This is a genomic window from Corynebacterium sp. UD i78, from assembly GCF_056280545.1.
In genome coordinates this window covers 1,658,708-1,679,565 of the sequence record NZ_JBWCED010000001.1, presented here as the reverse complement: position 1 = coordinate 1,679,565, position 20,858 = coordinate 1,658,708, and the positions used below count along the sequence as shown (strand labels likewise).

Here is a 20,858-nt window from a genome sequence, read left to right as displayed (position 1 = left end):
ACGCATCCCCGTTCAGACGGCGACGGCGTGCTCAGGACCCACCACGGAGGATGTCCTCGACGCGGCGTCCAGATCTAGTGAATCAGAGTTCCCATGGGTCTGACCGTAGCACGGGAGCCGTATCCTGAACCTCACAGCGCACCAACCGGACAGGGAGAGTGACGATGCCGGCACGACGGATTCTGGACAACGAGGAACACCTCGCGGTGATCGAGACGGTGCGGGACGTGGTCACCAACCGGCTGGCCCCGCAGGTCGCGGAGATCGAGGAGGCGGGGCAGTTTCCGCAGGACGCGTTCCGGATGCTCGGTGAGATCGGCGTGCCCGGCATGGTCTACCCCGAGGAGCTCGGTGGTGCGGGGATGCCGACCGAGCTGTATCTGCAGACACTGGAGGAGATCGGGGCGGTGTGGGCCTCAGTGGCCGTGGCAGTGTCCGTCCACACACTGAGCTGTTTCCCGCTCGCCACTTTCGGTACCCGCGAGCAGCAGCAACGGTGGTTGCCGGAGATGCTCGGCGGTACGCAGGTCGGCGCCTACAGTCTGTCGGAGGCGCATGCCGGATCTGACCCCGCTGCGTTGGCGATGCGGGCCAGACGGGAGGGAGACTCGTACGTGCTCAACGGCTCCAAGGCGTGGGTGACCAACGGTGGCTTCGCCGACTTCTACACGGTCATGGCGAGGACCAGTGGCGAGCCCGGTGACGGGAAGGGCATCAGCTGCTTCCTGGTCCCGGCGGAGACACCGGGGTTCTCGGCGGGGCCACCGGAGCGGAAGATGGGTCTGACCGGGTCACCGACCGCGGCGCTGACCTTCGACGATGTCCGTATCCCCGCCGACCAGCGGATCGGCGAGGAGGGACAGGGACTGAAGATCGCCCTGGCCGCACTCGACTCGGGTCGGTTGGGCATCTCTGCGTGTGCGACCGGGCTGGCCCAGGGTGCGCTGGACGCGGCGGTGGACTACGCGCAGGAGCGGGAGACCTTCGGCCAGCCGATCATCGAGCACCAGGGGCTGGCGTTTCTGCTTGCGGACATGGAGGCGGCCGTCACCTCGTCGCGGGCGACGATGCTCGCCGCCGCCAGGCTGAAGGACCTCGGGGAGCCCTTCGCCGAGGAGGCGTCCGTGGCCAAACTCGTCACCACCGACAGTGCCATGAAGGTCACGACTGATGCGGTGCAGGTTCTCGGTGGTGCGGGGTACACCCGCGACTTCCCGGTGGAGCGCTACATGCGTGAGGCGAAAGTCATGCAGATTTTCGAGGGGACCAACCAGATCCAGCGGATGGTCATCGCCCGGCACCTGCACCGGGACAACAGCGGTCCGCTGCGTTCATCCCGCACATGAAGTGGACTCCGCCGCCCGGTGCAGTGGAGGAGGAACACAGGAACACGCCGGGGACACCGGTGTCATAGGGACGCAGCAGCCGGGGTCGGGCCAGCAGTTGGACGAGGTCGTTGGCCCCGCCGGAGATGTCCCCGCCGATATTGTTCCGTCCTGTGACCTCCACCGCCTGCGGGGTGGACGCTGACCAGTCCACGACGTGGTCACGGAAGCCGGGGGCGGCGTCCTCGATCTGTGCGGTGACCAGGTCGAAGGTGTCCTGTGCGGTTCCGGTCCAGTCGGCCGGAACGTGGGCGTAGGCCCACACCGGGTTCAGCTGCCGGTTGTCGTGGACGACGGTGCGGCCGGGATCCGCGAGCCAGGGTTGACCGACGAGGGTGAAAGGACGTCGGGGGAGTCGCCCCTGCCAGCAGTCCTTCTCCGCCGCGGCGACCTGGTCGGCGGTGCCGCTGAGGTGGACGGCGGCGGCGCGCCGGGCATCCGGCGAGGACCAGGGGATCCCATCCTCGATGGTGTAGTCGACCTTCGCCACCGCGGGGCCACGGTGGAACCTGCGCCAGGACCTGGCGACACGGTCCGGTACCCGGTCGCCGAGGATCCGTGCGGCGTCCTCCACGGAGGTGTCGAGGAGAAGAACACCCGCCCCTGAGACCTGGGACACGTCGGTGACCTGCATCCCGGTCACCACCGAACCTCCGAGGGTGGCCAGTTCAGCCAGCATGGCGTCCGCCATGGACTGTGATCCGCCGACGGCGACGGGCCAGCCGTGGGCGTGGCCGGCGACGGTGAGCATGGTGCCCGCGGCCGAAGACCCGGGCAGGTTCAGCGGGGTGAACGCGTGCGCCATGATCCCGGCAAGTAACGCGCGTGCCTCGGGGGAACGGAAGCGTCGCCAGGACCAGGACGCCGGTAGCCCGGCCTGTACCCCGAACCCGGCGAAGAGCAGCGGGTGTCGGGGAACATGGAGTATCGGGCGCAGGAACTCGTCGGTGACTTTGGCCGCCCGGTCAGCCCGGTCTCCCAGCGGTCCGAAGAACGCCTGCCAGATGCGGCCGTCTGTTCCGGGGAGTCCGGCAGCGGTGTCCGCCACCGAGGTGTGCAGTGTCGCGGAGCGGGTGGTGTCGAGGACGTGGACGGCGTCCACCGGTGCGGTGGCGAGCTCCAGCCCGTGACCGGCCAAAGCCTGTCCGAACTCCCGGAAAAACGGGGAAGCCTGGGCGAGGGGGAAGGTGGTGGCGCAGTGGTCGTGGCGCACGCCGTGGGTATCGGTGCTGCTGCGCAGACCCCCTCCGGCCGTGTCCGCGGCCTCGACCACGGTGACCTTCACCCCGGCCCGGGCCAGCACGAGCGCGGCGGCCAGACCGTTGGGTCCGGAGCCGACGACGGTGGCGGCGTGGGGTGGTCGGGACGGCATGCCCCGACTGTAGTGGGGTTCAGTCGTTCCGGACGATGCCCTCAGAGAGGATGCCCGCCCAGCGGTCGATGACCCGCCGGCGGTGCTCGGAGTTGTCGACGAGCACGGCACCGAGGCCGAGACCGCGGGCCAGGTCGACTGTCATCCGCAGCAGTTCCCGGGTGGCCTGGTCGGAAAGGTCGGCATCCAGGGCCAGTCCCATTAGTTGGTGGACTTCCCTGGCGTAGCGGCTGTCTGCCGCGATGATCAGGTCCCGGAGCTCGCCCTCAGGACCGGCCGCGGCGGACCAGACGTGCAGCGCAGCCCGAAAGGAATCGCTGGCAAATGATTCTGTCACCAGCCTGACGACATCCTCGGTGGAGGCTCCGTCCGGCCCCGTGGGCAGGTCAGCAACGGCAGTCCGCAGCTGATGGGTGAGAGCGTTGAAGAACTCGGTGACTGTTTCCTCGATGAGGACGTCCCGGGTCGCGAAATGGTGCTGTGCCGCTCCGCGGGAGACGCCGGCCTCACTGGCCACGGCGCTGACGGTCGTCGCCGCTGCGCCCTGCCCGGAGAGCACGGTGACAGCGGCGTCGAGCAGCTTCCTCCGGGTCTCACGGCTGCGGTCCTGCTGGGGGGTGCGTGGCACGGAATCCTCCTGTCGCCTCTGTGCGGACGGGGCTGCATGTCGTGGAACAGGGTAGCAGTAGGTCGGCCTCTGTCTGAGAGGGACAACGACGAAAATAGTCACCATTGACTGGTTAGAGGCTAGCCGATACTGTGCTGCGTTTCACAACACAACAACAGAAGAATCGAATTTCACGGAGTCACCGCGCCTGATATGAACTCATTTCTCCCCTCCGTCCCCGGCCACCACCACTGCGACCATCGACCCGTGGCGTGGAGGTACGGCTGGCCCTCCGTTGTCCGTGCCGGCGCCCCGGGCGCTGGCGGGCCGGACAATCGTGATGTCGGGCGGGTCCCGCGGTATCGGCCGTGAGATTGCCCTGGCCGCCGCCCGGCCCGGCGCCAGTGTTGCGATGCTCGCCCAGACAGCAGAGCCTGACCTCCGCATTCCGGGGACGATCTTCTCCGCTGCGAAATTGATCGAGGAGGCGGGTGGTCACGCGCCCCCGTCGTCGGTGACGTGCGGAAAGGTGAGGATACTGCCCGTGTCGTCGATGAGACTGTCGAGCAGTCCGGTGGTGTGGACATCGACCTGAACAACGCCAGTGCGATCAACCTCCACCCCACGAAGGGCCTGCCGTTGAATCGGCTGGACCTCGTGCCGGACATCAACATCCGCGGTTCTCTCGCACTGACCCGGGCGGCCCTGCCGTATCCGTGGGAGTCCGACCACGCGCACATTCTCACCCTGTCGCCGCCGGTCAATCTGGAGGAGTGGATCGGCAGCTACCCGGCCTATGCCGTCGGCAAGTTCGGTATGTCGGTGCGAGGCATGGTCAGCGGGTATACGCTCGTCGACTCCGACGTGCTCCGGTCTGCAGGCGTCGCGGACGTGTCCGGTTACGGCGGCGAAGAGCCGCTGGAGATCGACCTGTTCCTGTAACGGTCCAGAGGGGGAAGCATGCTCCGGAGTTTCAACACCACCAGTCAGTGATGACCGGATATTGCCGTGGTGACCCCTGCGTCACCCCCGTATAAGGGTGTTCTTATCTGATCATTGCCAGGTGGCACACCTGAACGACGTGCAAGTCAAAAACAATCATGTGTGATTGCTATCCGATGTGACCTGTGCCATATACACTCGCTGCAGCGACAAAAACATTCGCTTTCCAACATGGAAATGATGACCAGGAAGGACGCCACCGTGACGACTGTGACGGCATCCACCGATACGGCACCGACCACCGGGTTCGCCGATCTCACCGCCGAACTCCGCGACCGCATTGAACGCGCCCGTCGCGGGGGAGGGGACAAGGCCCGGGAGCGTCATCTCTCCCGCGGCAAGATGCTGCCGCGGGACCGGGTGAACTCCCTGCTCGACCCCGGCAGCCCCTTCCTCGAGGTGGCGCCGCTGGCCGCCGAGGACATGTACGACGGCCGGGTCCCCGGAGCCGGCATCGTCGCCGGTATCGGACTCGTCGAGGGGCGCCTCTGCCTCATCGCCGCCAATGACGCGACTGTCTCCGGCGGTACCTACTACCCGGAGACGGTGAAGAAGCACCTGCGAGCCCAGGAGATCGCCGAGGCCAACCGGCTGCCCTGCATCTACCTGGTGGACTCCGGTGGCGCGATGCTGCTGCAGCAGGACGAGGTCTTCCCGGACCGCGACCACTTCGGCCGGATCTTCTACAACCAGGCGCGGATGTCCGCCCGCGGTATCCCGCAGCTCTCCGCCGTCATGGGTTCCTGCACCGCCGGCGGCGCCTACGTCCCGGCGATCTCCGACGAGACCGTCATCGTCGACGGCCAGGGCACCATCTTCCTCGCCGGTCCGCCGTTGGTGAAGGCAGCCACCGGCGAGGACGTCACCGCCGAGGAACTCGGTGGTGGAGCCATGCACTCCCGGGTCTCCGGTGTCACCGACCACCTCGCCGCCGATGACGCGGACGCCATCCAGCGCATCCGCGACATCGTCGCCACCCTGCCGGAGGATGACCCGGCCGCCCCGGTCGAGCCGTACACCTCCCGGGACCAGACCGACCTCTACGACATTGTTCCCACCGACCTGAAGACCCCCTACGACTCCCGCGAGGTCATCGAGGTCATCACGGACACCGGCTCCGTCCACGAGTTCAAGGCGGAGTACGACAACTCCGTGGTCACCGCGTTCGCCAGGATCGAAGGCCACCGGGTCGGCGTCATCGCCAACAACGGCGTCATCTTCGCCGAGGGAGCGGTGAAGGCCGCCCACTTCATCCAGCTCTGCGAGCGCCGCGGCACTCCACTGCTCTTCCTGCAGAACACCACCGGTTTCATGGTCGGAAAGTCCTACGAGGAGGGCGGCATCGCCAAGCACGGCGCCAAGATGGTGACCGCGGTGGCTACGGCAACCGTCCCCAAGCTCACCGTCATCACCGGCGGTGGCTTCGGCGCCGGCAACTACGCCATGTGTGGCCGTGCCTACTCGCCGCGCTTCCTGTGGACCTGGCCGAACTCGAAGGTCGCCGTCATGGGCGGACCGCAGGCGGCGATGACGCTGTCCACCGTCCGCGGAGCGAAGGTGATCCGCGAGGGCGGGGAGTGGACGGACACCGACCGGGAGGACTTCGAGCGTCCGGTCCGGGACCTCTTCGAGGAGAAGTCCAGCTGCTGGTACGGCACCGCCCGACTGTGGGACGACGGGGTCATCGACCCCGCCGACACCCGCCGCGTCCTCGCCATGGCCCTGGGCGTCTGCGCCCGGGTCCCGCGGGACACCACCACCGACACCACCGCCGCCGGTTTCGGCGTGTTCCGGATGTGAGAGGACAGAAGACCATGTTCGATACCGTGCTCATCGCCAACCGCGGGGAGATCGCCTGCCGAGTCATCCGCACCATCCGGGACATGGGACTGCGTTCCGTCGCCGTCTACTCCGACGCCGACGCGGACGCCCCGCATGTCGCCCTGGCGGACACCGCCGTCCGGCTCGGCCTGGCCGCGGCCGCCGAGTCCTACCTCAACATCGACCGCGTCATCGCCGCGGCACTCGCGTCCGGGGCCGGCGCGATCCACCCCGGCTACGGCTTCCTGTCCGAGAACGCCACCTTCGCCCGCGCCTGTGAGGACGCCGGGATCGTCTTCATCGGCCCGCCGGCGGACGCCATCGAGGGCATGGGTGACAAGATCACCGCCCGCGCCACCGTCGAGGCCCGTGACGTTCCCACCGTGCCCGGCATCTCCCGCCCGGGGCTCACCGACGCCGAACTCATCGCCGGAGTCACCGGCACCGACGGGGGAGCGGGTGTGGAGTTCCCGGTCCTCATCAAGCCCTCGGCAGGTGGCGGCGGCAAGGGTATGCACGTCGTCGGGTCACCGGATGACCTGGCCGAGACCCTGGTCGGCGCGCGCCGGGAGGCGGCGTCCTCCTTCGGTGACGACACCCTGTTCATCGAGCACTTCGTGGACACTCCGAGGCACATCGAGGTCCAGGTCATGGCGGACACCCACGGCAATGTCGTGCACCTCGGCGAGCGGGAGTGCTCGCTGCAGCGCCGTCACCAGAAGGTCATCGAGGAAGCGCCCTCCGCACTGCTCGACGAGGAGACCCGGGCCCGCATCGGCGAGGCGGCCTGCGACGCCGCGCGCTCCTGCGGCTACCGCGGTGCCGGCACCGTGGAGTTCATCGTCTCGGCGAAGCGTCCCGATCTCTTCTTCTTCATGGAGATGAACACCCGCCTGCAGGTCGAGCACCCGGTCACCGAACTGGTCACGGGTCTCGACCTGGTCGAACTCCAGATCCGCGTCGCCCAGGGGGAGTCGCTGCCCGTGTCCCAGGAGGACATCACCTTGACCGGCCACGCGATCGAGGCCCGCGTCTACGCCGAGGACCCCTCGGCCGGATTCCTGCCCACCGGCGGTACCGTCACCTCGCTGCGCTGGCCCACGGCCCCCGGCATCCGGGTCGACACCGGCATCCGCGCCGGTCAGGTGATCGGTTCGGACTACGACCCGATGCTCGCCAAGGTCATCGCCTCCGGTCACGACCGTGCCGAGGCCATCGGCAGGTTGGACGCCGCGCTGGCCGGAACACTGCTCAGCGGACTCGGCTCCGACGCCGGTGAAGGCACCAACATCGACTTCTGCCGGTACCTCCTCGCCGACGACGCCGTCCGCGCCGGGGCACTGGACACCGGCCTTCTCGACCGGATCGTCGGGGACTACTCGGTCCCGGCCATGCCCGCCGAGGCCCTCGTCGTCGCCGCCCTGACACTGCAGGACGCCGCCCGTGACTCCGCACACCGGTCAGGTCGGCACGGCGCCTGGGCTGCGGTCGACGGATGGCGTGCCGGTGCGGACCACGCCCCCTTCCGGTCCCGGGTCGCCGTGCCCGGCACCGGCCCGGTCGACCTCGAACTGTCCGGTACCACCGACCTGACCCTCTCGGTTCGACCGGTGGACCCGGAGACCACGGCACCACCGGAAGTCACGGCACAGGTGCTGGCCACCGCCGCTGAAGGCGGGGACACGGTCCGCGTCCTCACCGTGGCGTCCGGCGACGGACACCCGGCCGCCTCCCGGCGGTGGGCCTCCCGGACCATCCCTGACGGGGCAGGTCAGGCGGTCGCCGTGTCCGGTCCCGACGGAACCTGGGTGGTCCGTCCGCTCGGCCTGGGCCGGGACGCCGCGGACGCCGCCGGCGGTGAGGACGACGTCCTCAGCCCCATGCCGGGCACCGTCGTCGCCGTCCGGGTCACCGACGGCGACACGGTCACCGCCGGCCAACCGCTCGTCGTCCTCGAGGCCATGAAGATGGAGCATTCCCTGACCGCCTCCCACGACGGGATCGTGAAGCTCAGTTGCGTCACCGGCGACAAGGTCGGCGCCGGAACCGTACTCGCCACCGTCCCCGCTGCCGTCCCCGCCTGACCCTCACCCCCACGAAAGGAACCCACCATGACTGCATCCTCCACATCCTCCACATCCTCCACATCCTCCACATCCACCAACTCCCCCGCCCGCCGCCGCAACCCCGCCGATGACGGACTGACCCCGGAGCTCGTCGAACTGCGCCGTACCGTCGAGGAGTTCGCCCACGAGGTCGTCGATCCGAAGATGGCGGAGAACTACCGCAACCACACCTTCGACTACGGCATCCAGTCCCAGATGGGCGAGATGGGACTGTTCGGCCTGCCGTTCTCCGAGGAATACGGCGGCATGGGCGGGGACTACTTCGCCCTCGGCGTCGCCCTGGAGGAGCTCGCCCGCGTCGACCAGTCCGTCGCCATCACCCTGGAGGCCGGCTGCTCGCTCGGCGCCATGCCGATCTACCGCTTCGGCACCGAGGAACAGAAGCAGAAGTACCTGCCGGACCTCACGGCCGGTCGGGCGCTGGCCGGCTTCGGTCTCACCGAGCCCGGTGCAGGTTCGGACGCCGGCGGTACGAAGACCACCGCGAAGCTGGAGGACGGCACCTGGCGGATCAACGGCTCCAAGCAGTTCATCACCAATTCCGGCACCGACATCACCTCGCTGGTCACCACCACCGCCGTGACCGGGACCAGGGAGGACGGACGCAAGGAGATCTCCGCGATCATCGTCCCGACCGACACCCCCGGCTTCACCGCCGAGCCGGCCTACGACAAGGTCGGCTGGAACTGCTCTGACACCCACCCGCTGAGCTACGACGACGTCGTCGTCCCCGAGGAGAACCTGCTGGGGAAGAAGGGGCGTGGCTTCGCCCAGTTCCTCTCCATCCTCGCCGAAGGACGCGTCGCCATCGCCGCACTGGCCACCGGTGCCGCCCAGGGCTGTGTCGATGAGGCCGTCGAGTACGCGAAGCAGCGCACCTCCTTCGGGCGTCCCATCGCCGAGTACCAGGGTGTCTCCTTCAAGATCGCCCGGATGGAGGCCCGTGCCTGGACCGCACGCCAGGCATGGCGCGCGGCCGCACAGAAGATGCTCAGCGGCGAAGACTTCAGCCGGGAGGCCTCGATCGCCAAGATGGTTGCCGGCGATGCCGCGATGGACAACGCCCGGGACGCCACCCAGGTCTTCGGTGGTGCGGGATTCATGAACGAGACCCGCGTCGCCCGCCACTACCGGGACTCCAAGATCCTGGAGATCGGGGAGGGCACCACCGAAGTCCAGCTCATGCTGATCGCCCGCTCGCTCGGACTGGAGGGATGACGCCATGACCGGCACACCGAAGACCGTCGAACAGCGGGGCCTGTGGCTCGAGGAGTTCGAGGAGGGGACCACCTACCTCCACCGCCCCGGCCGCACCGTCACCGAGGCGGACAACACCCTGTTCACCATCCAGACCATGAACACCCAGCCACTGCACCTGGACGCCGCCTGGGCGGCGACCCGGCCCGGCTTCCGCGGCGAGCGGCTGGTGAACTCCATGTTCACCCTGTCCACCGTGGTCGGCCTGTCCGTCAACCAGCTCACCCTCGGGACCATCGTCGCGAACCTCGGCTTCTCCGAGATCAGCTTCCCCGCACCCATGTTCCACGGCGACACGCTCTACGCAGAGACCGAATGCCTGTCCACGCGCGTCTCGAAGTCCCGTCCCGACCAGGGGGTCATCGAGCTGCGGCACATCGGCCGCAACCAGCACGGCGACATCGTGTGCACCGCCGTACGGAACACACTCGTGCGGTGTCGGCCCACCGGTGACGGGGAAGGGGAGACGGCATGACCGACCGCTGGACACCACCGGGCCCCGCCCTGCTCTTCGCCCCGGCCGACCGGCCGGAACGGTTCACGAAGGCCGCCGAACGCTCGGACGCCGTCATCCTCGATCTCGAGGACGGCTGCCGTGCGGAGAACCGGGCCTCGGCCCGGGAGAACATCGTCGCCGCCGACCTGGACCCGGCCCGTACCGTGGTCCGGATCAATCCGCCGGGTACCCCGGACTTCGACGCCGACCTGCAGGCCGTCGCTGACAGTCCCTTCACCACGGTGATGCTGCCGAAGGCGGAGGGCGGCCGGTCCGTCGACGCCCTGTCGGACGCTCATCCGGACGCCTCGACCTGGCGGATCATCGCCCTGGTCGAGACGCCCCGTGGCGTCCTCGATCTGGCCTCGTTGGCCGCACACCCCCAGGTGGACGCCTTGTTCTGGGGTGCGGAGGATCTCACCGCCGCGCTCGGCGGTACCTCCTCCCGCTACGCCGCGGACGAGACCCCCACACCTGGCGGCGGCGCCTCCGGTCAGCCGGGCGGCTACCGCGAGGTTCCCCGGCTCACCCGGTCCCTCGCGCTGCTGCACGCGGCTGCCGCCGGGAAGACCGCCCTCGACTCCATCCATGCGGACACTGCCGACACCGCCGGGGCACGCGCCGAGGCGGTGGACGCCGCCGCCAGCGGTTTCGCCGGCACCGTGGCGATCCATCCGGGACTCGTCCCGGTCATCCGGGAGGCCTACAACCCTGATGCCGACAGCGTCGACTGGGCCCGCCGGGTCGTCGCCGGTGCCGCCGAGAACTCCGGCGCCTTCGCCGTCGACGGCGAGATGATCGACGCCCCGCTGCGCCGCCAGGCCGAACTGATTCTCTCCCGATCCACCATTTCAAGGAGCTGACCCGCGATGACTTCCTCACTGCGTCCGCATCATGACATCATCCTCACCGACCCCGCCGACATCGACCCGGCGGTCTCCCACCAGGTCGGACCGACAGATACCCCGCTGCTCACCGAGACCATCGGTCAGAATCTCGCCCGTACCGTGGCCGCATTCCCCGACCATGACGCGCTCATCGACCTCTACGGTGATATCCACCTGACCTACCAGGAGTTCCACCGCAAGGTCCTGCGCCTGGCGTCCGGCCTGCACAATGCCGGGTACCGGAAGGGTGACCGGATCGGCATCTGGTCACCCAACCGCTGGGAATGGATGGTGCTGCAGTTCGCCACCGCCGAGATCGGGGCGATCCTGGTCTGTATCAATCCCACCTACCGGACCCGCGAACTGACCTACGCCGTCAACCAGTCCGGTATCAAGGCGCTGTTCTCCGCCGGTAGATTCAAGGACTCGAACTACCGGGCCATGATCGGCACGGTGTCTCACGTCTTCGACCGCCCCTTCAGGGAGACCGTGTTCTTCGGCTCCGAGCGGTGGGAGGAGCTTGCCAACAGTGCCATCGGTGACCTCAACCCGGTGCGCGAGTCTCTCGACCCGCACGACCCGATCAACATCCAGTACACCTCCGGCACCACCGGCATGGCGAAGGGCGCGACCCTGACCCACCACAATGTGCTCAACAACGGGTTCATGATCGGCGAGCGGCTGAACTACACCGACGCCGACCGGGTGGTCATCCCGGTTCCCTTCTTCCACTGCTTCGGCATGGTCATCGGCATCCTCGCCGCGGTCACCCACGGGGCGGCGTCGATCATCCCCGGGCCGGTGTTCAATGCCGAGAGCACACTGGAGGCCGCCCACCATGGTCAGGCGACCAGCCTGCTCGGCGTGCCGACGATGTTCATGGCCGAACTCCAGCTGCTCGACCACCTGGCGGAGAAGGGCAAGAACCTGGATCTATCACGGCTTCGTACCGGCGTCATGGCGGGCACCTCCTGTCCGACGAAGACGATGCGCGAGATCATCGACATCCTGGGCATCGAGGAGATCGGGATCTGCTACGGCATGACCGAGACGTCGCCGGTCAACCATCAGACCATGCCCGATGATCCGGTGGAGAAGCGGGTCGAGACCGTCGGCCGCGTCGGACCCCACATCGAGGTCAAGATCGTCGACGAGGAGGGTGCCCCGGTCGACCGTGGCGTCCAGGGCGAGTTGCTCGTCCGCGGCTACCCGGTGATGCAGGGCTACTGGGACATGCCGGAGAAGACGGGTGAGGCGATCGACGCCGACAACTGGATGCACTCCGGAGACCTCGCCACCATGGACGCCGACGGCTATGTGCAGATCACCGGCCGGATCAAGGACATGGTCATCCGCGGTGGGGAGAACATCTACCCCCGTGAAATCGAGGAGTTCCTCTACGAGCACCCGGATATCGCCGACGTCCAGGTCATCGGCGTCCCCGATGAGAAGTACGGGGAGGAACTCATGGCCTGGATCATCCTCGAGGAGGACGCCGTCACCGACCGTCGCACGCTCACCGCAGAGGACATCCGCGCCTTCAGCGACGGAAAGCTCGCCAAGTTCAAGATCCCCAGATATGTCCACATCACCGAGAGCTTCCCGATGACGATCTCCGGCAAGGTCCGCAAGGTCGAGATGCGGGAGAAAGCCATCGGAATCCTCGGTCTCTACACCTACGGAAGAGAAAGCTGAATCACCATGTCAAAACTCATCCGTGAACATGATGCCGTCGATCTGATCCCCGACGGCGCGACCCTCGCTGTCGGTGGTTTCGGCGTCTGCGGGATCCCGCAGGTCCTGCTCGCCGAACTGGCGCAGCGGCGGGTCGGTGACTTCGAGGCGGTCTCCAACAACGCCGGCCTGGACGGTCGGGGTCTCGGGCTTCTGCTGGAGACCCGGCAGCTCAGCCGCATCGTCGCGAGCTATGTCGGCGAGAACAAGGAGTTCGCCCGGCAGTATCTCGAGGGTGAACTGGAGGTGGAGCTCACCCCTCAGGGCACTCTGGCCGAGCGGCTGCGTGCCGGTGGTTCCGGTATCGGTGCCTTCTACACGGCCACCGGTGTCGGTACCCCGGTGTCCGACGGTGGGATGGTGTGGAAGTACGGGCGTGACGGGTCGGAGGATCCGGTCGACGGTGCGGTGATCTCACCGGCCAAGGAGACCCGTGACATCGCCGGTCGGACGCAGGTCCTGGAGCATGCGATTGTCGCGGACGTCGCGCTGGTCCGCGCCGAGGTCGCCGATACCGCCGGCAATCTGCGGTTCCATGAGACCGCGAGGAACTTCAACCCGTTGGCGGCGATGGCGGGAAGGGTCTGCATTGTCGAGGCGGAGAGGGTGGTGGCCAAGGGCGAGCTCGCTCCAGATGATATCCACCTTCCGGGGATCTACGTTCACCATGTCGTGGAGCTCACCCGGGATCAGGCGGCGGACAAGATGATCGAGAAGGAGACTGTGCGATGAGCTGGACCAGGCAGGAGATGGTGGCCAGGGCAGCGCAGGAGCTGCAGGACGGCCAGTATGTGAATCTAGGTATCGGGTTGCCGACGTTGGTGCCCAACTATGTGCAGGACGGGGCGGACGTGACCCTCCAGTCGGAGAACGGCATGCTCGGTATCGGGCCGTATCCGGTGGCGGGGGAGGTGGACCCTGATCTGATCAATGCGGGTAAGGAGACGGTGACCGCGATGCCCGGGACGTCCTACTTCGATTCCGCGTTGAGTTTCGGGATGATCCGGGGTGGCAAGATCGACCTGGCCATCCTCGGTGGCATGGAGGTCAATGACCGGGGGGATATCGCCAACTGGATTGTGCCGGGGAAGATGGTCAAGGGGATGGGTGGCGCGATGGACCTCGTGGTCGGTGCGCAGCGGGTTGTGGTGGTCATGGAGCACCGTAGTCGGGACGGGCGGTCGAAGATTGTCTCCGACATTACGTTGCCGCTCACCGGGGCGGGGGTGGTGGACCGGGTCATCACGGATCTCTGCGTCCTGGACCGGACTCCGGAGGGTTTCGTCATCGCCGAGCTGGCGCCGGGGGTGACCGAGGAGGAGGTGAAGGCTGCGACGGATGCACCAGTTCTCCCGAACACCTGACGAAAATTCTAGATCCAGACATAATGGGAGGGGAGCAAGCGCCCCTCGCAACCCCCGCTGACCTGTACTTTTTCCGAAGAAAGGGATGACGAACCATCATGAGTGCTGCATCCGCCCAGCCCACCCCCACCCCCGAGGACATCGTCATCGTCGGTGCCGCGCGCACCGCCCAGGGCAGGATGCTCGGGGTCCTGGCCTCGAAGACGGCGGTGGACCTCGGTGCGATCGCCATCAGTACCGCGCTTGAGCGCGCCGGTGTCGCCGCTGAGACTGTCGGTCATGTGGTCATGGGCCAGGTTGTGCAGGCCGGCGCCGGTCAGAATCCGGCCAAGCAGGCGGCGGTGGCTGCCGGTGTGCCGGTGTCCACCCCGGCTGAGACGGTGAACAAGGTCTGTCTGTCGGGTCTGGATGCGGTGATTTCTGCGTCGCGTCTGCTGCGTCTGGGTGATGCGGAGGTGGTGGTCGCCGGTGGTCAGGAGTCGATGACCAATGCGCCGCATCTGGCTGCCGGTGTGCGGGCCGGGGCGAAGTTCGGTTCCCTGGTGCTGCAGGATTCTCTGGAGCGTGACGGGTTGACTGATGCGGTGCACGGTACGGCGATGGGGGTGGAGACTGAGGAGGGTAACAGTACCCGGGGGATCACCCGGGCCGAGCAGGACCGGGTTGCCGCGCTGTCGCATCAGCGGGCCGAGGCTGCGATTGCTGAGGGGACTTTCGCCGAGGAGATCGCCCCGGTGGAGGTGAGGACCCGTAAGGGCACGGTCATCGTCGACACTGATGAGGGGGTGCGTCCGGGGACGACGGAGGAGTCGTTGGCGGGTCTGCGTCCGGCGTTTGCGGCTGAGGGGACGATCACTGCGGCGTCGGCGTCGCAGATCTCCGACGGTGCTGCGGCGGTGGTGCTGACCACCCGGGCCTATGCCGAGGTCAACGGTCTTGAGGTGCTTGCTGCGTTGGGTGCTTACGGTCAGACTGCGGGTCCGGACACGTTCCTGCATTCCCAGCCGGCGCAGGCGGTGGCCGCGGCGTTGGGCAAGGCGGGGTGGGGGGTGTCTGATCTGGATTTCCTGGAGATCAATGAGGCTTTCGGTGCGGTGGTGGTGCAGTCGCTGCGGGATCTGGATTATCCGTTGGAGCGGACGAATATTCACGGTGGTGGTATTGCGTTGGGTCATCCGATCGGTTGCTCGGGTGCGCGTCTGGTGGTGACGGCTGCCCTTGAGCTGAACCGTCGTGGTGGTGGTAGGGCTGCTGTGTCGCTGTGCGGGGGCGGTGGTCAGGGTGATGCGTTGATCCTCTGGCGCTGATCCTGATGTGGCACCGGGAGGAGGGGCGCAGGGGTCAGGGGGATCAGTGCCGGTAGGTGGCGATGACTCCGTCGCCGCCCTCTCCGGAGCTGAGGGTGCGCACACTGCCGCCCTTCGCCAGCGTGCCGGCCAACGCACGGTCGGCGAACGCGGCGTCGCTGACCGATCCGGGATCGCGGGGCAGGTAGAGCGTGTCCACCCGCCCTTCGTCAGCCGCGCAGACGATCTCAGCCAGGGTGGTCGATCCGCGTCCGGCGCTGACTTCGGTCAGCGCCTTGTCCCGGAGGGCGGGCTCAGCGGCATCGCGTCGGGCGGTGATGATGCGCCAGGCTGCGGACCGCAGGTCACCGGACGTGCTGTGCTCCGGGTTGCCGGGGATGACCTCGTCGACGACCGCCGGGTAGCCGCACACCTTCCGGAACACGGGGAGGTGCTCCTCGACCGAGGCGAGAACCAACGGCTGGGACCGGGCAGTACCGAGTTCCCTTTCGATGCCCTGTCCGACCTCCCGGAGAAACTCCTCGGTGAGCATCCCGGAGTTGTCGGCCGCACCACCGTGGCCGTGGAAGGCGACCGAGTCCCGACCGGTACTCCGGCCCTGGATCTGCCGCTCCGGTATGTCCTCGATCACGTCGTCGTAGCTCGCCGGGATGGAACCCAGTGGCAGCTCCTGGATGCTGTTGCGGGTCGCATCGAACAGCCGGACACTGTTTTTGGCCAGAGCGAGGATGTAACAGTTCCCGGAGCCTTCGATCATCGGGGCGAGAGGGAGCAGGTGGAAGGACAACCCGACTGTGGCGGATTCGGCGACCTCCACCGGGATCCGGATGATGCGGTGGAAGCCGCGGGACGCGAAGACGGCGAGTCCGCGACTCTGCTCCCGCCAGAAGAGCGGATCCTCAACCTCGGCACGCACCGGATCAAGGATGGATGCATCAGTGCCCAGGCTGTCAGCCGCCTGCTTGACCAGGGCGTTGAAGATGCGCCGGACGAGGTCTGAATCTGCGCCGGTGGGATCGGAGGGTAGGTAGAGGGTGACTTTCGGCCCGTCGGTGGTGTCGGCGGCGAGGATCTCGGAGAGATCGAGGGAATCGACGGTACCCTGCGGATTCCTGGCGGTACTCATGGTGCTCACTCCTTGTGGCGGGATGTGGTGGGATCCTGTCGTACCTCCCACCGTAGAGTGATTCCTGTTCACCGTCAGTACTGCCTCCGGACGGGGTGGGTTCCGGTCAGCTGGTCAGCGGGACACCGTTGGCGTCCGTGCGGTACTGACCGCCTTCGGCGAGGATCATGATGAACTCGACGAAGGCCCAGATGCCGACGACGAAGATGAACACGAACCCGATGAGCAGAATCGCGGTGACATAACCGAAGATCGTCAGCCCGAGCTGCGTCCACGCCTTCGACTTGTATCCGAGGTAGAAGTTGTGGACGCCCAGGGAACCGAGGAAGAAGGCCAGCAGTGCGGCGGCGATTCTCGACTTGGGGGCGTAGTTCACCGGGTAGCCCGGCTGGCCGTAGGCCATCATCGCGTTCGGCTGGTAACCCGGCTGCTGGTACCCCGGGTAGCCCTGTGCGGAGGGCTCAGCGTAGGGCTGCTGCTCCTGGTAGGGGTCCTGGGGCTGGTACGGCTGCTGGTCGCCGTTGGCGAAGGGGTTGGACACGGGGAGCTCCTCGAGGACAACTGGGGTTCAGATACCGGGAAGCCCGGTTCACGCACCCTGACCTATCAGTTGTTCTCAGCCCAGAAGTAGGGCGATGACAGCAATCGACGGAATCGACAGCAGGGTGCTCACCACGCCGGTGTCCCGGGCAAGTACCGTGTTCGTCCCGAACCGTTGTGAGTAGGTGAAGACGTTCTGTGCGGTGGGCAGGGCGGCGACGACCACGAAGGCCAGCAGCGCGGCCCCGGAGGCGTTGAAGAGCAGCCGCGCCAGGGCATAGGCGATGAGCGGGTGGACGACTGTCTTCACCACAGCAGCCGCCCACACACTGCGCTTCGGGCTGGTCGAGCCGAGGACGCGCACCTGAGCCATCGACATACCGAAGGCGATGAGGGCGACCGGCACGGCGGCCCCCGCGAGAGTGGCGACCGGCTCGGCGATGAGCTCGGGCAGTGTCCAGTCTGCGGTGGTGCGCAACGTGGCGAGGATGATGCCTGCGACGGCGGCGATGATCAGCGGGTTACGCACAATTCCGACCACCAGCTCGCGGACCAGTGGGCCGATGCCTGGGTGTGAGGCGGCACTGCCGTCCTCGAGCCGGGCCTGACGCCGGGTGGAGACGTCGAGCAGCAGCACGACCGCGGGACCGTAGACCGCGGTCTGGAAGATGATGACCGGCAGAGATGCCGTGGGGTCACCGAGGACGTGGGTGACCAGGGGAACGCCGAGATTGGACCCGTTGCAGTAGGAACAGGCCAGCAGCGTCACGAGACTGTCCGGGACGTTGCGCCCGGCGAGATGCCGGAACCCGAGGAATCCGACGAGGCCGGCCAGGACGGAACTCAGGACCACCACGGCGAGGTTCTCACCGAAGACGTCCCCCAGGTCAGCCTGGGAGAGGAAGTTGATGAGCAGTGCCGGCGTCGCGATCCAGAACACGAACATGTTCAGGGTGTAGACGGCCCGTGGCCCGAGCAGATCCCGGCATCCGACCAGGAATCCCAGGGCGATGACGATGACCACCACGAGGAATCCACTGAGCACGTCGAGCATCGCTCCATTAGACCACGCGCGGTGGGACCCGCCTCAGGTCGGGGATCAGAACGTGGGGCGGGTGCTCACCACGTAGGTCCTGCCCCAGTGGTCCGTGAAGGACTGCCGGTACGGGTCCCTGGAGATGGTCACACCGAGGGCGGCAGGGATGCCGACATTCGCCACCCAGCCGACGACGGGGATGAAACTCAGCACCGCGCTGATGAGGTACCAGCTGTTGCGCAGGAAGGACGCCTGGGGGGTCGGGAGCTGACCGTCGACATCGACGACCTTCATTTTCAACGCCATCTTGCCGACTGTCTGGCCCCTCCAGGTCTCCATGCAGATCCGGTAGGCCATCCAGATGATGATGCTGAGGATGCTGATGAGGTAGAAACCGCCCATGTTGAGGTCGGGGGCGTCACCGTTGCCGTCCCACTGGTCGAGGTCGTCGATCCAGGCGCTGACGTCGTCCCAGACCACGAAGAGCATGACGACAGCCATGGCGACACCGACCATCAGCAGGTCGATGACGTAGGCGCCCAGGCGGGCACCGGCCCCCGGGTAGGGGGAGACCAGGGGATACCCGGCCGGCGGGAATCCGCCCTGGGGCTTGCCACTCTGCGGGACACCGTCCCGGGTGTAGGGATTCCGGTTGTCGTCGGGACCGTAGGAGTTGCTCATGGGTGCGCTCTCTCTGTCAGGCGTTGACCACGTAGGCCTTCGACCACTGGTCGAAGGTGTGCTGACGGAAGGGGTTACGGGCGATGGTGAACCCGAGCACCGCCACAAGGATTACAGCGACGATCTGTCCGATGGATCCGACGAACATTCCGAGCAGGAAAACGGCGATGTACCAGGAGTTTCGCTTGAAGGACGACCCGGCGGTCAGCAGCTTGCCGTCAGCGTCCACCACCTTGATCTTCAGCGCCATCTTGCCGAGGGTCTGCCCCTTGCGCACCTCCAGGATGACCCGGTAGGCGAACCAGATCACGAGCGTGATGACGCTGGCGATGAGGAGGTTGCCCGCGTCCATGACCGGGGCGGAGTCGGGTTCTCCGGCGTCCTGCCAGGCCTGGAACTCGTCGGAGTAGTCCGAGATGTCGCTGCCGGCGATGGTCATGATGAGCACCATGCCGATGATGCCGATGAGGATGTTGTCGATGACCAGGGCGCCAAGTCGCTTCCCTGCTCCGGGGTAGGCGTCCTGGCCCGTGGTGCCGGTGAGCGGAGCGCCGCTGTTCGGCGCGTCCCCGCCGGTGTAGGCGTTGTAGGAGGGGAGGGAACCCTCGCCGCCGGTGGCGTCACCGGCGCGGTCGGCGTCCTCCCGGCTGCGGTCATCACTGAACGGATTCTCGGGGGTACCGGAGGGGGTTGACATGAGGCGTCCCTTTCATCGGGGGCAGGATGAAACTACCCCACCACGGTACCCGACATACGACTGAACCCCGCTCCGGGGGACAACCGGGGCGGGGTTCAGGTGTCTGTGTAAACGCTCTTCGGGAGAGCAGTAGTCCGTGTCACCGGACTACGGTGCTGAAGTCAGCAGGGATCAGCGGCTGTGGAACGGCAGGAGAGCCATCTCACGGGCGTTCTTGACCGCGGTGGCGACCTGACGCTGCTGCTGCGGGGTGAGGCCGGTGACGCGGCGGCCGCGGATCTTGCCACGGTCGGAGATGAACTTACGCAGCAGGGCGTAGTCCTTGTAGTCGACGGTCTCGATACCCTCTGCCTTGAGCGGGTTCTTCTTCGGGCGGCGGGACTGCTCGATCCGCGCCTTCTTGTGATTGGTGCGCTTCATTGTGTGAGCTCCCCTTTACCAGCTGGACTTACGGACGCCCGGAAGCTCACCGCGGTGAGCCATCTCGCGGACGCGGACGCGGGACAGGCCGAACTTGCGGAGGTAACCGCGGGGACGGCCGTCGGCGGCGTCGCGGTTACGGACGCGGACCGGAGAGGCGTCGCGCGGCTGGCGGTTCAGCTCGAACTGCGCATCCGCACGCTCCTGCTCGGAGGAGTTCGGGTTCTTGATGATCGCCTTGAGCTCGGTACGACGCTCGGCGAAACGGGCGACGATCTCCTTGCGCTGCTCGTTCTTCGCGATCTTGGACTTCTTCGCCATAGGTTAACGCTCCTCGCGGAACTCGACGTGCTTGCGAGCGATCGGATCGAACTTCTTGAGGGTGATCCGGTCCGGGTTGTTCCGCTTGTTCTTGCGGGTCACGTAGGTGTAACCGGTGCCCGCGGTGGACTTCAGCTTGATGATGGGGCGGATATCGTTACGTGCCATTAGATCTTCTCCCCACGAGCGCGGATCTTGGCGACGACAGACTCGATGCCGTCCCGGTCGATGGTCTTGAGGCCCTTGGTGGAGACGTTCAGGGTGATCGTCCGTCCCTCAGAGGGCAGGTAGAACGAACGACGCTGGATGTTCGGGTTCCAGCGACGGTTCGTGCGGCGGTGCGAGTGCGAGACGGACTTGCCGAACCCCGGCTTCCGACCCGTGACCTGGCAAAATGCCGACATGGGTATTTTCTCCTTCCGCCCGCTCGTCCGGTCCGGGCGCCGCACCGACATAAGACGTGCCCGCAACTAGACGGGAAGCAGGCGTGCCGGGGCGCTGTGTGGACATGGTCGATCGGGCGATGACGTTTACTTAGACAACAGCGAGGCGAAACTCTACCTCATCGCGCGCTGCAGACCTAATCCCTGCTGCGGTCGACCTTTGCGGGCCCCGCTCAGGCTCCGTGATACACGTACGCCGGCGGCGGGAGAGCCGGGATTTCACGGATCGGGGTCGT

Annotated in this window: 21 protein-coding genes and 1 pseudogene; 11 read left to right on the top strand and 11 right to left on the bottom strand. The window is 66.9% G+C overall.

The features are described from left to right. Nucleotides 1-164: 164 nt before the first annotated feature. Nucleotides 165-1,346: an acyl-CoA dehydrogenase family protein gene (locus tag ACZ9GM_RS07940; protein WP_476037570.1), complete on the top strand. Its 1,182-nt coding sequence runs from the start codon at nt 165-167 to the stop codon at nt 1,344-1,346. On the opposite strand, the gene ACZ9GM_RS07935 is transcribed toward ACZ9GM_RS07940, so the two are convergent. Together ACZ9GM_RS07935 and ACZ9GM_RS07930 are read right to left on the bottom strand one after the other, a co-directional pair. After that, on the bottom strand, nt 1,288-2,757 hold the full coding sequence (locus tag ACZ9GM_RS07935) for a phytoene desaturase family protein (protein ID WP_476037569.1): 1,470 nt from the start codon (nt 2,755-2,757) through the stop codon (nt 1,288-1,290). The genes ACZ9GM_RS07940 and ACZ9GM_RS07935 overlap by 59 nt on opposite strands. A 19-nt stretch (nt 2,758-2,776) precedes the next feature. After that, nucleotides 2,777-3,385, bottom strand: a complete 609-nt coding sequence (locus ACZ9GM_RS07930; protein ID WP_476037568.1) for a TetR family transcriptional regulator — start codon at nt 3,383-3,385, stop codon at nt 2,777-2,779. 319 nt (nt 3,386-3,704) lie between these two features. Between ACZ9GM_RS07930 and ACZ9GM_RS07925 the strand changes: the two are divergent. From ACZ9GM_RS07925 to ACZ9GM_RS07880, 10 genes and pseudogenes are all read left to right on the top strand, one after another. Beyond that, nucleotides 3,705-4,306 (top strand): annotated as a pseudogene (locus ACZ9GM_RS07925) (SDR family NAD(P)-dependent oxidoreductase). A gap of 237 nt (nt 4,307-4,543) precedes the next feature. Next, a complete protein-coding gene (locus ACZ9GM_RS07920; protein ID WP_476038328.1) occupies nt 4,544-6,166 on the top strand; it encodes a carboxyl transferase domain-containing protein in 1,623 nt (540 codons plus the stop codon). A 14-nt stretch (nt 6,167-6,180) separates the two neighbouring features. Then, the gene (locus ACZ9GM_RS07915) at nt 6,181-8,271 is read left to right on the top strand and encodes an acetyl/propionyl/methylcrotonyl-CoA carboxylase subunit alpha (RefSeq protein WP_476037567.1); all 2,091 of its coding nucleotides are present in this window, start codon (nt 6,181-6,183) and stop codon (nt 8,269-8,271) included. A gap of 27 nt (nt 8,272-8,298) precedes the next feature. After that, nucleotides 8,299-9,531, top strand: a complete 1,233-nt coding sequence (locus tag ACZ9GM_RS07910; protein WP_476037566.1) for an acyl-CoA dehydrogenase family protein — start codon at nt 8,299-8,301, stop codon at nt 9,529-9,531. Between the two features lie 4 nt (nt 9,532-9,535). After that, nucleotides 9,536-10,045 carry a MaoC family dehydratase gene (locus tag ACZ9GM_RS07905; protein ID WP_476037565.1) on the top strand — a complete coding sequence of 170 codons (510 nt, stop codon included), beginning with the start codon at nt 9,536-9,538 and terminating at the stop codon, nt 10,043-10,045. Continuing rightward, complete coding sequence (locus tag ACZ9GM_RS07900) at nt 10,042-10,929, top strand: HpcH/HpaI aldolase/citrate lyase family protein (RefSeq protein ID WP_476037564.1); 888 nt, start codon at nt 10,042-10,044, stop codon at nt 10,927-10,929. The genes ACZ9GM_RS07905 and ACZ9GM_RS07900 overlap by 4 nt, the downstream gene beginning before the upstream one ends. Nucleotides 10,930-10,935: 6 nt before the next feature. Further along, the gene (locus ACZ9GM_RS07895) at nt 10,936-12,648 is read left to right on the top strand and encodes an AMP-binding protein (protein WP_476037563.1); all 1,713 of its coding nucleotides are present in this window, start codon (nt 10,936-10,938) and stop codon (nt 12,646-12,648) included. A 6-nt stretch (nt 12,649-12,654) separates the two neighbouring features. Beyond that, the gene (locus ACZ9GM_RS07890) at nt 12,655-13,419 is read left to right on the top strand and encodes a CoA transferase subunit A (protein WP_476037562.1); all 765 of its coding nucleotides are present in this window, start codon (nt 12,655-12,657) and stop codon (nt 13,417-13,419) included. Beyond that, nucleotides 13,416-14,051, top strand: a complete 636-nt coding sequence (locus ACZ9GM_RS07885; RefSeq protein ID WP_476037561.1) for a 3-oxoacid CoA-transferase subunit B — start codon at nt 13,416-13,418, stop codon at nt 14,049-14,051. Before ACZ9GM_RS07890 ends, ACZ9GM_RS07885 begins: the two co-directional genes overlap by 4 nt. 98 nt (nt 14,052-14,149) lie before the next feature. Next, on the top strand, nt 14,150-15,358 hold the full coding sequence (locus ACZ9GM_RS07880; protein ID WP_476037560.1) for an acetyl-CoA C-acetyltransferase: 1,209 nt from the start codon (nt 14,150-14,152) through the stop codon (nt 15,356-15,358). 43 nt (nt 15,359-15,401) lie between these two features. On the opposite strand, the gene ACZ9GM_RS07875 is transcribed toward ACZ9GM_RS07880, so the two are convergent. From ACZ9GM_RS07875 to rpmB, 9 genes are all read right to left on the bottom strand, one after another. Further along, nucleotides 15,402-16,484, bottom strand: a complete 1,083-nt coding sequence (locus tag ACZ9GM_RS07875; RefSeq protein WP_476037559.1) for a baeRF3 domain-containing protein — start codon at nt 16,482-16,484, stop codon at nt 15,402-15,404. Nucleotides 16,485-16,590: 106 nt separating this feature from the next. Beyond that, nucleotides 16,591-17,025, bottom strand: coding sequence for a TM2 domain-containing protein (locus tag ACZ9GM_RS07870; protein WP_476037558.1), 435 nt, complete (start codon nt 17,023-17,025; stop codon nt 16,591-16,593). Between the two features lie 75 nt (nt 17,026-17,100). Further along, nucleotides 17,101-18,078: an AEC family transporter gene (locus tag ACZ9GM_RS07865; RefSeq protein ID WP_476037557.1), complete on the bottom strand. Its 978-nt coding sequence runs from the start codon at nt 18,076-18,078 to the stop codon at nt 17,101-17,103. 45 nt (nt 18,079-18,123) lie between these two features. Further along, on the bottom strand, nt 18,124-18,741 hold the full coding sequence (locus ACZ9GM_RS07860) for an RDD family protein (RefSeq protein ID WP_476037556.1): 618 nt from the start codon (nt 18,739-18,741) through the stop codon (nt 18,124-18,126). 16 nt (nt 18,742-18,757) lie between these two features. Next, nucleotides 18,758-19,438, bottom strand: coding sequence for an RDD family protein (locus ACZ9GM_RS07855; RefSeq protein ID WP_476037555.1), 681 nt, complete (start codon nt 19,436-19,438; stop codon nt 18,758-18,760). Between the two features lie 171 nt (nt 19,439-19,609). After that, complete coding sequence (gene rpsR / locus ACZ9GM_RS07850) at nt 19,610-19,858, bottom strand: 30S ribosomal protein S18 (protein ID WP_291473189.1); 249 nt, start codon at nt 19,856-19,858, stop codon at nt 19,610-19,612. 15 nt (nt 19,859-19,873) lie between these two features. After that, the gene (rpsN, locus tag ACZ9GM_RS07845; RefSeq protein ID WP_291473190.1) at nt 19,874-20,179 is read right to left on the bottom strand and encodes a 30S ribosomal protein S14; all 306 of its coding nucleotides are present in this window, start codon (nt 20,177-20,179) and stop codon (nt 19,874-19,876) included. Between the two features lie 3 nt (nt 20,180-20,182). Further along, the gene (gene rpmG, locus ACZ9GM_RS07840) at nt 20,183-20,347 is read right to left on the bottom strand and encodes a 50S ribosomal protein L33 (RefSeq protein WP_005279910.1); all 165 of its coding nucleotides are present in this window, start codon (nt 20,345-20,347) and stop codon (nt 20,183-20,185) included. Further along, entirely contained in the window at nt 20,347-20,583 is a 237-nt protein-coding gene (gene rpmB / locus ACZ9GM_RS07835) for a 50S ribosomal protein L28 (RefSeq protein WP_020441666.1), read from the bottom strand. Before rpmB ends, rpmG begins: the two co-directional genes overlap by 1 nt. Nucleotides 20,584-20,858: the final 275 nt, after the last annotated feature.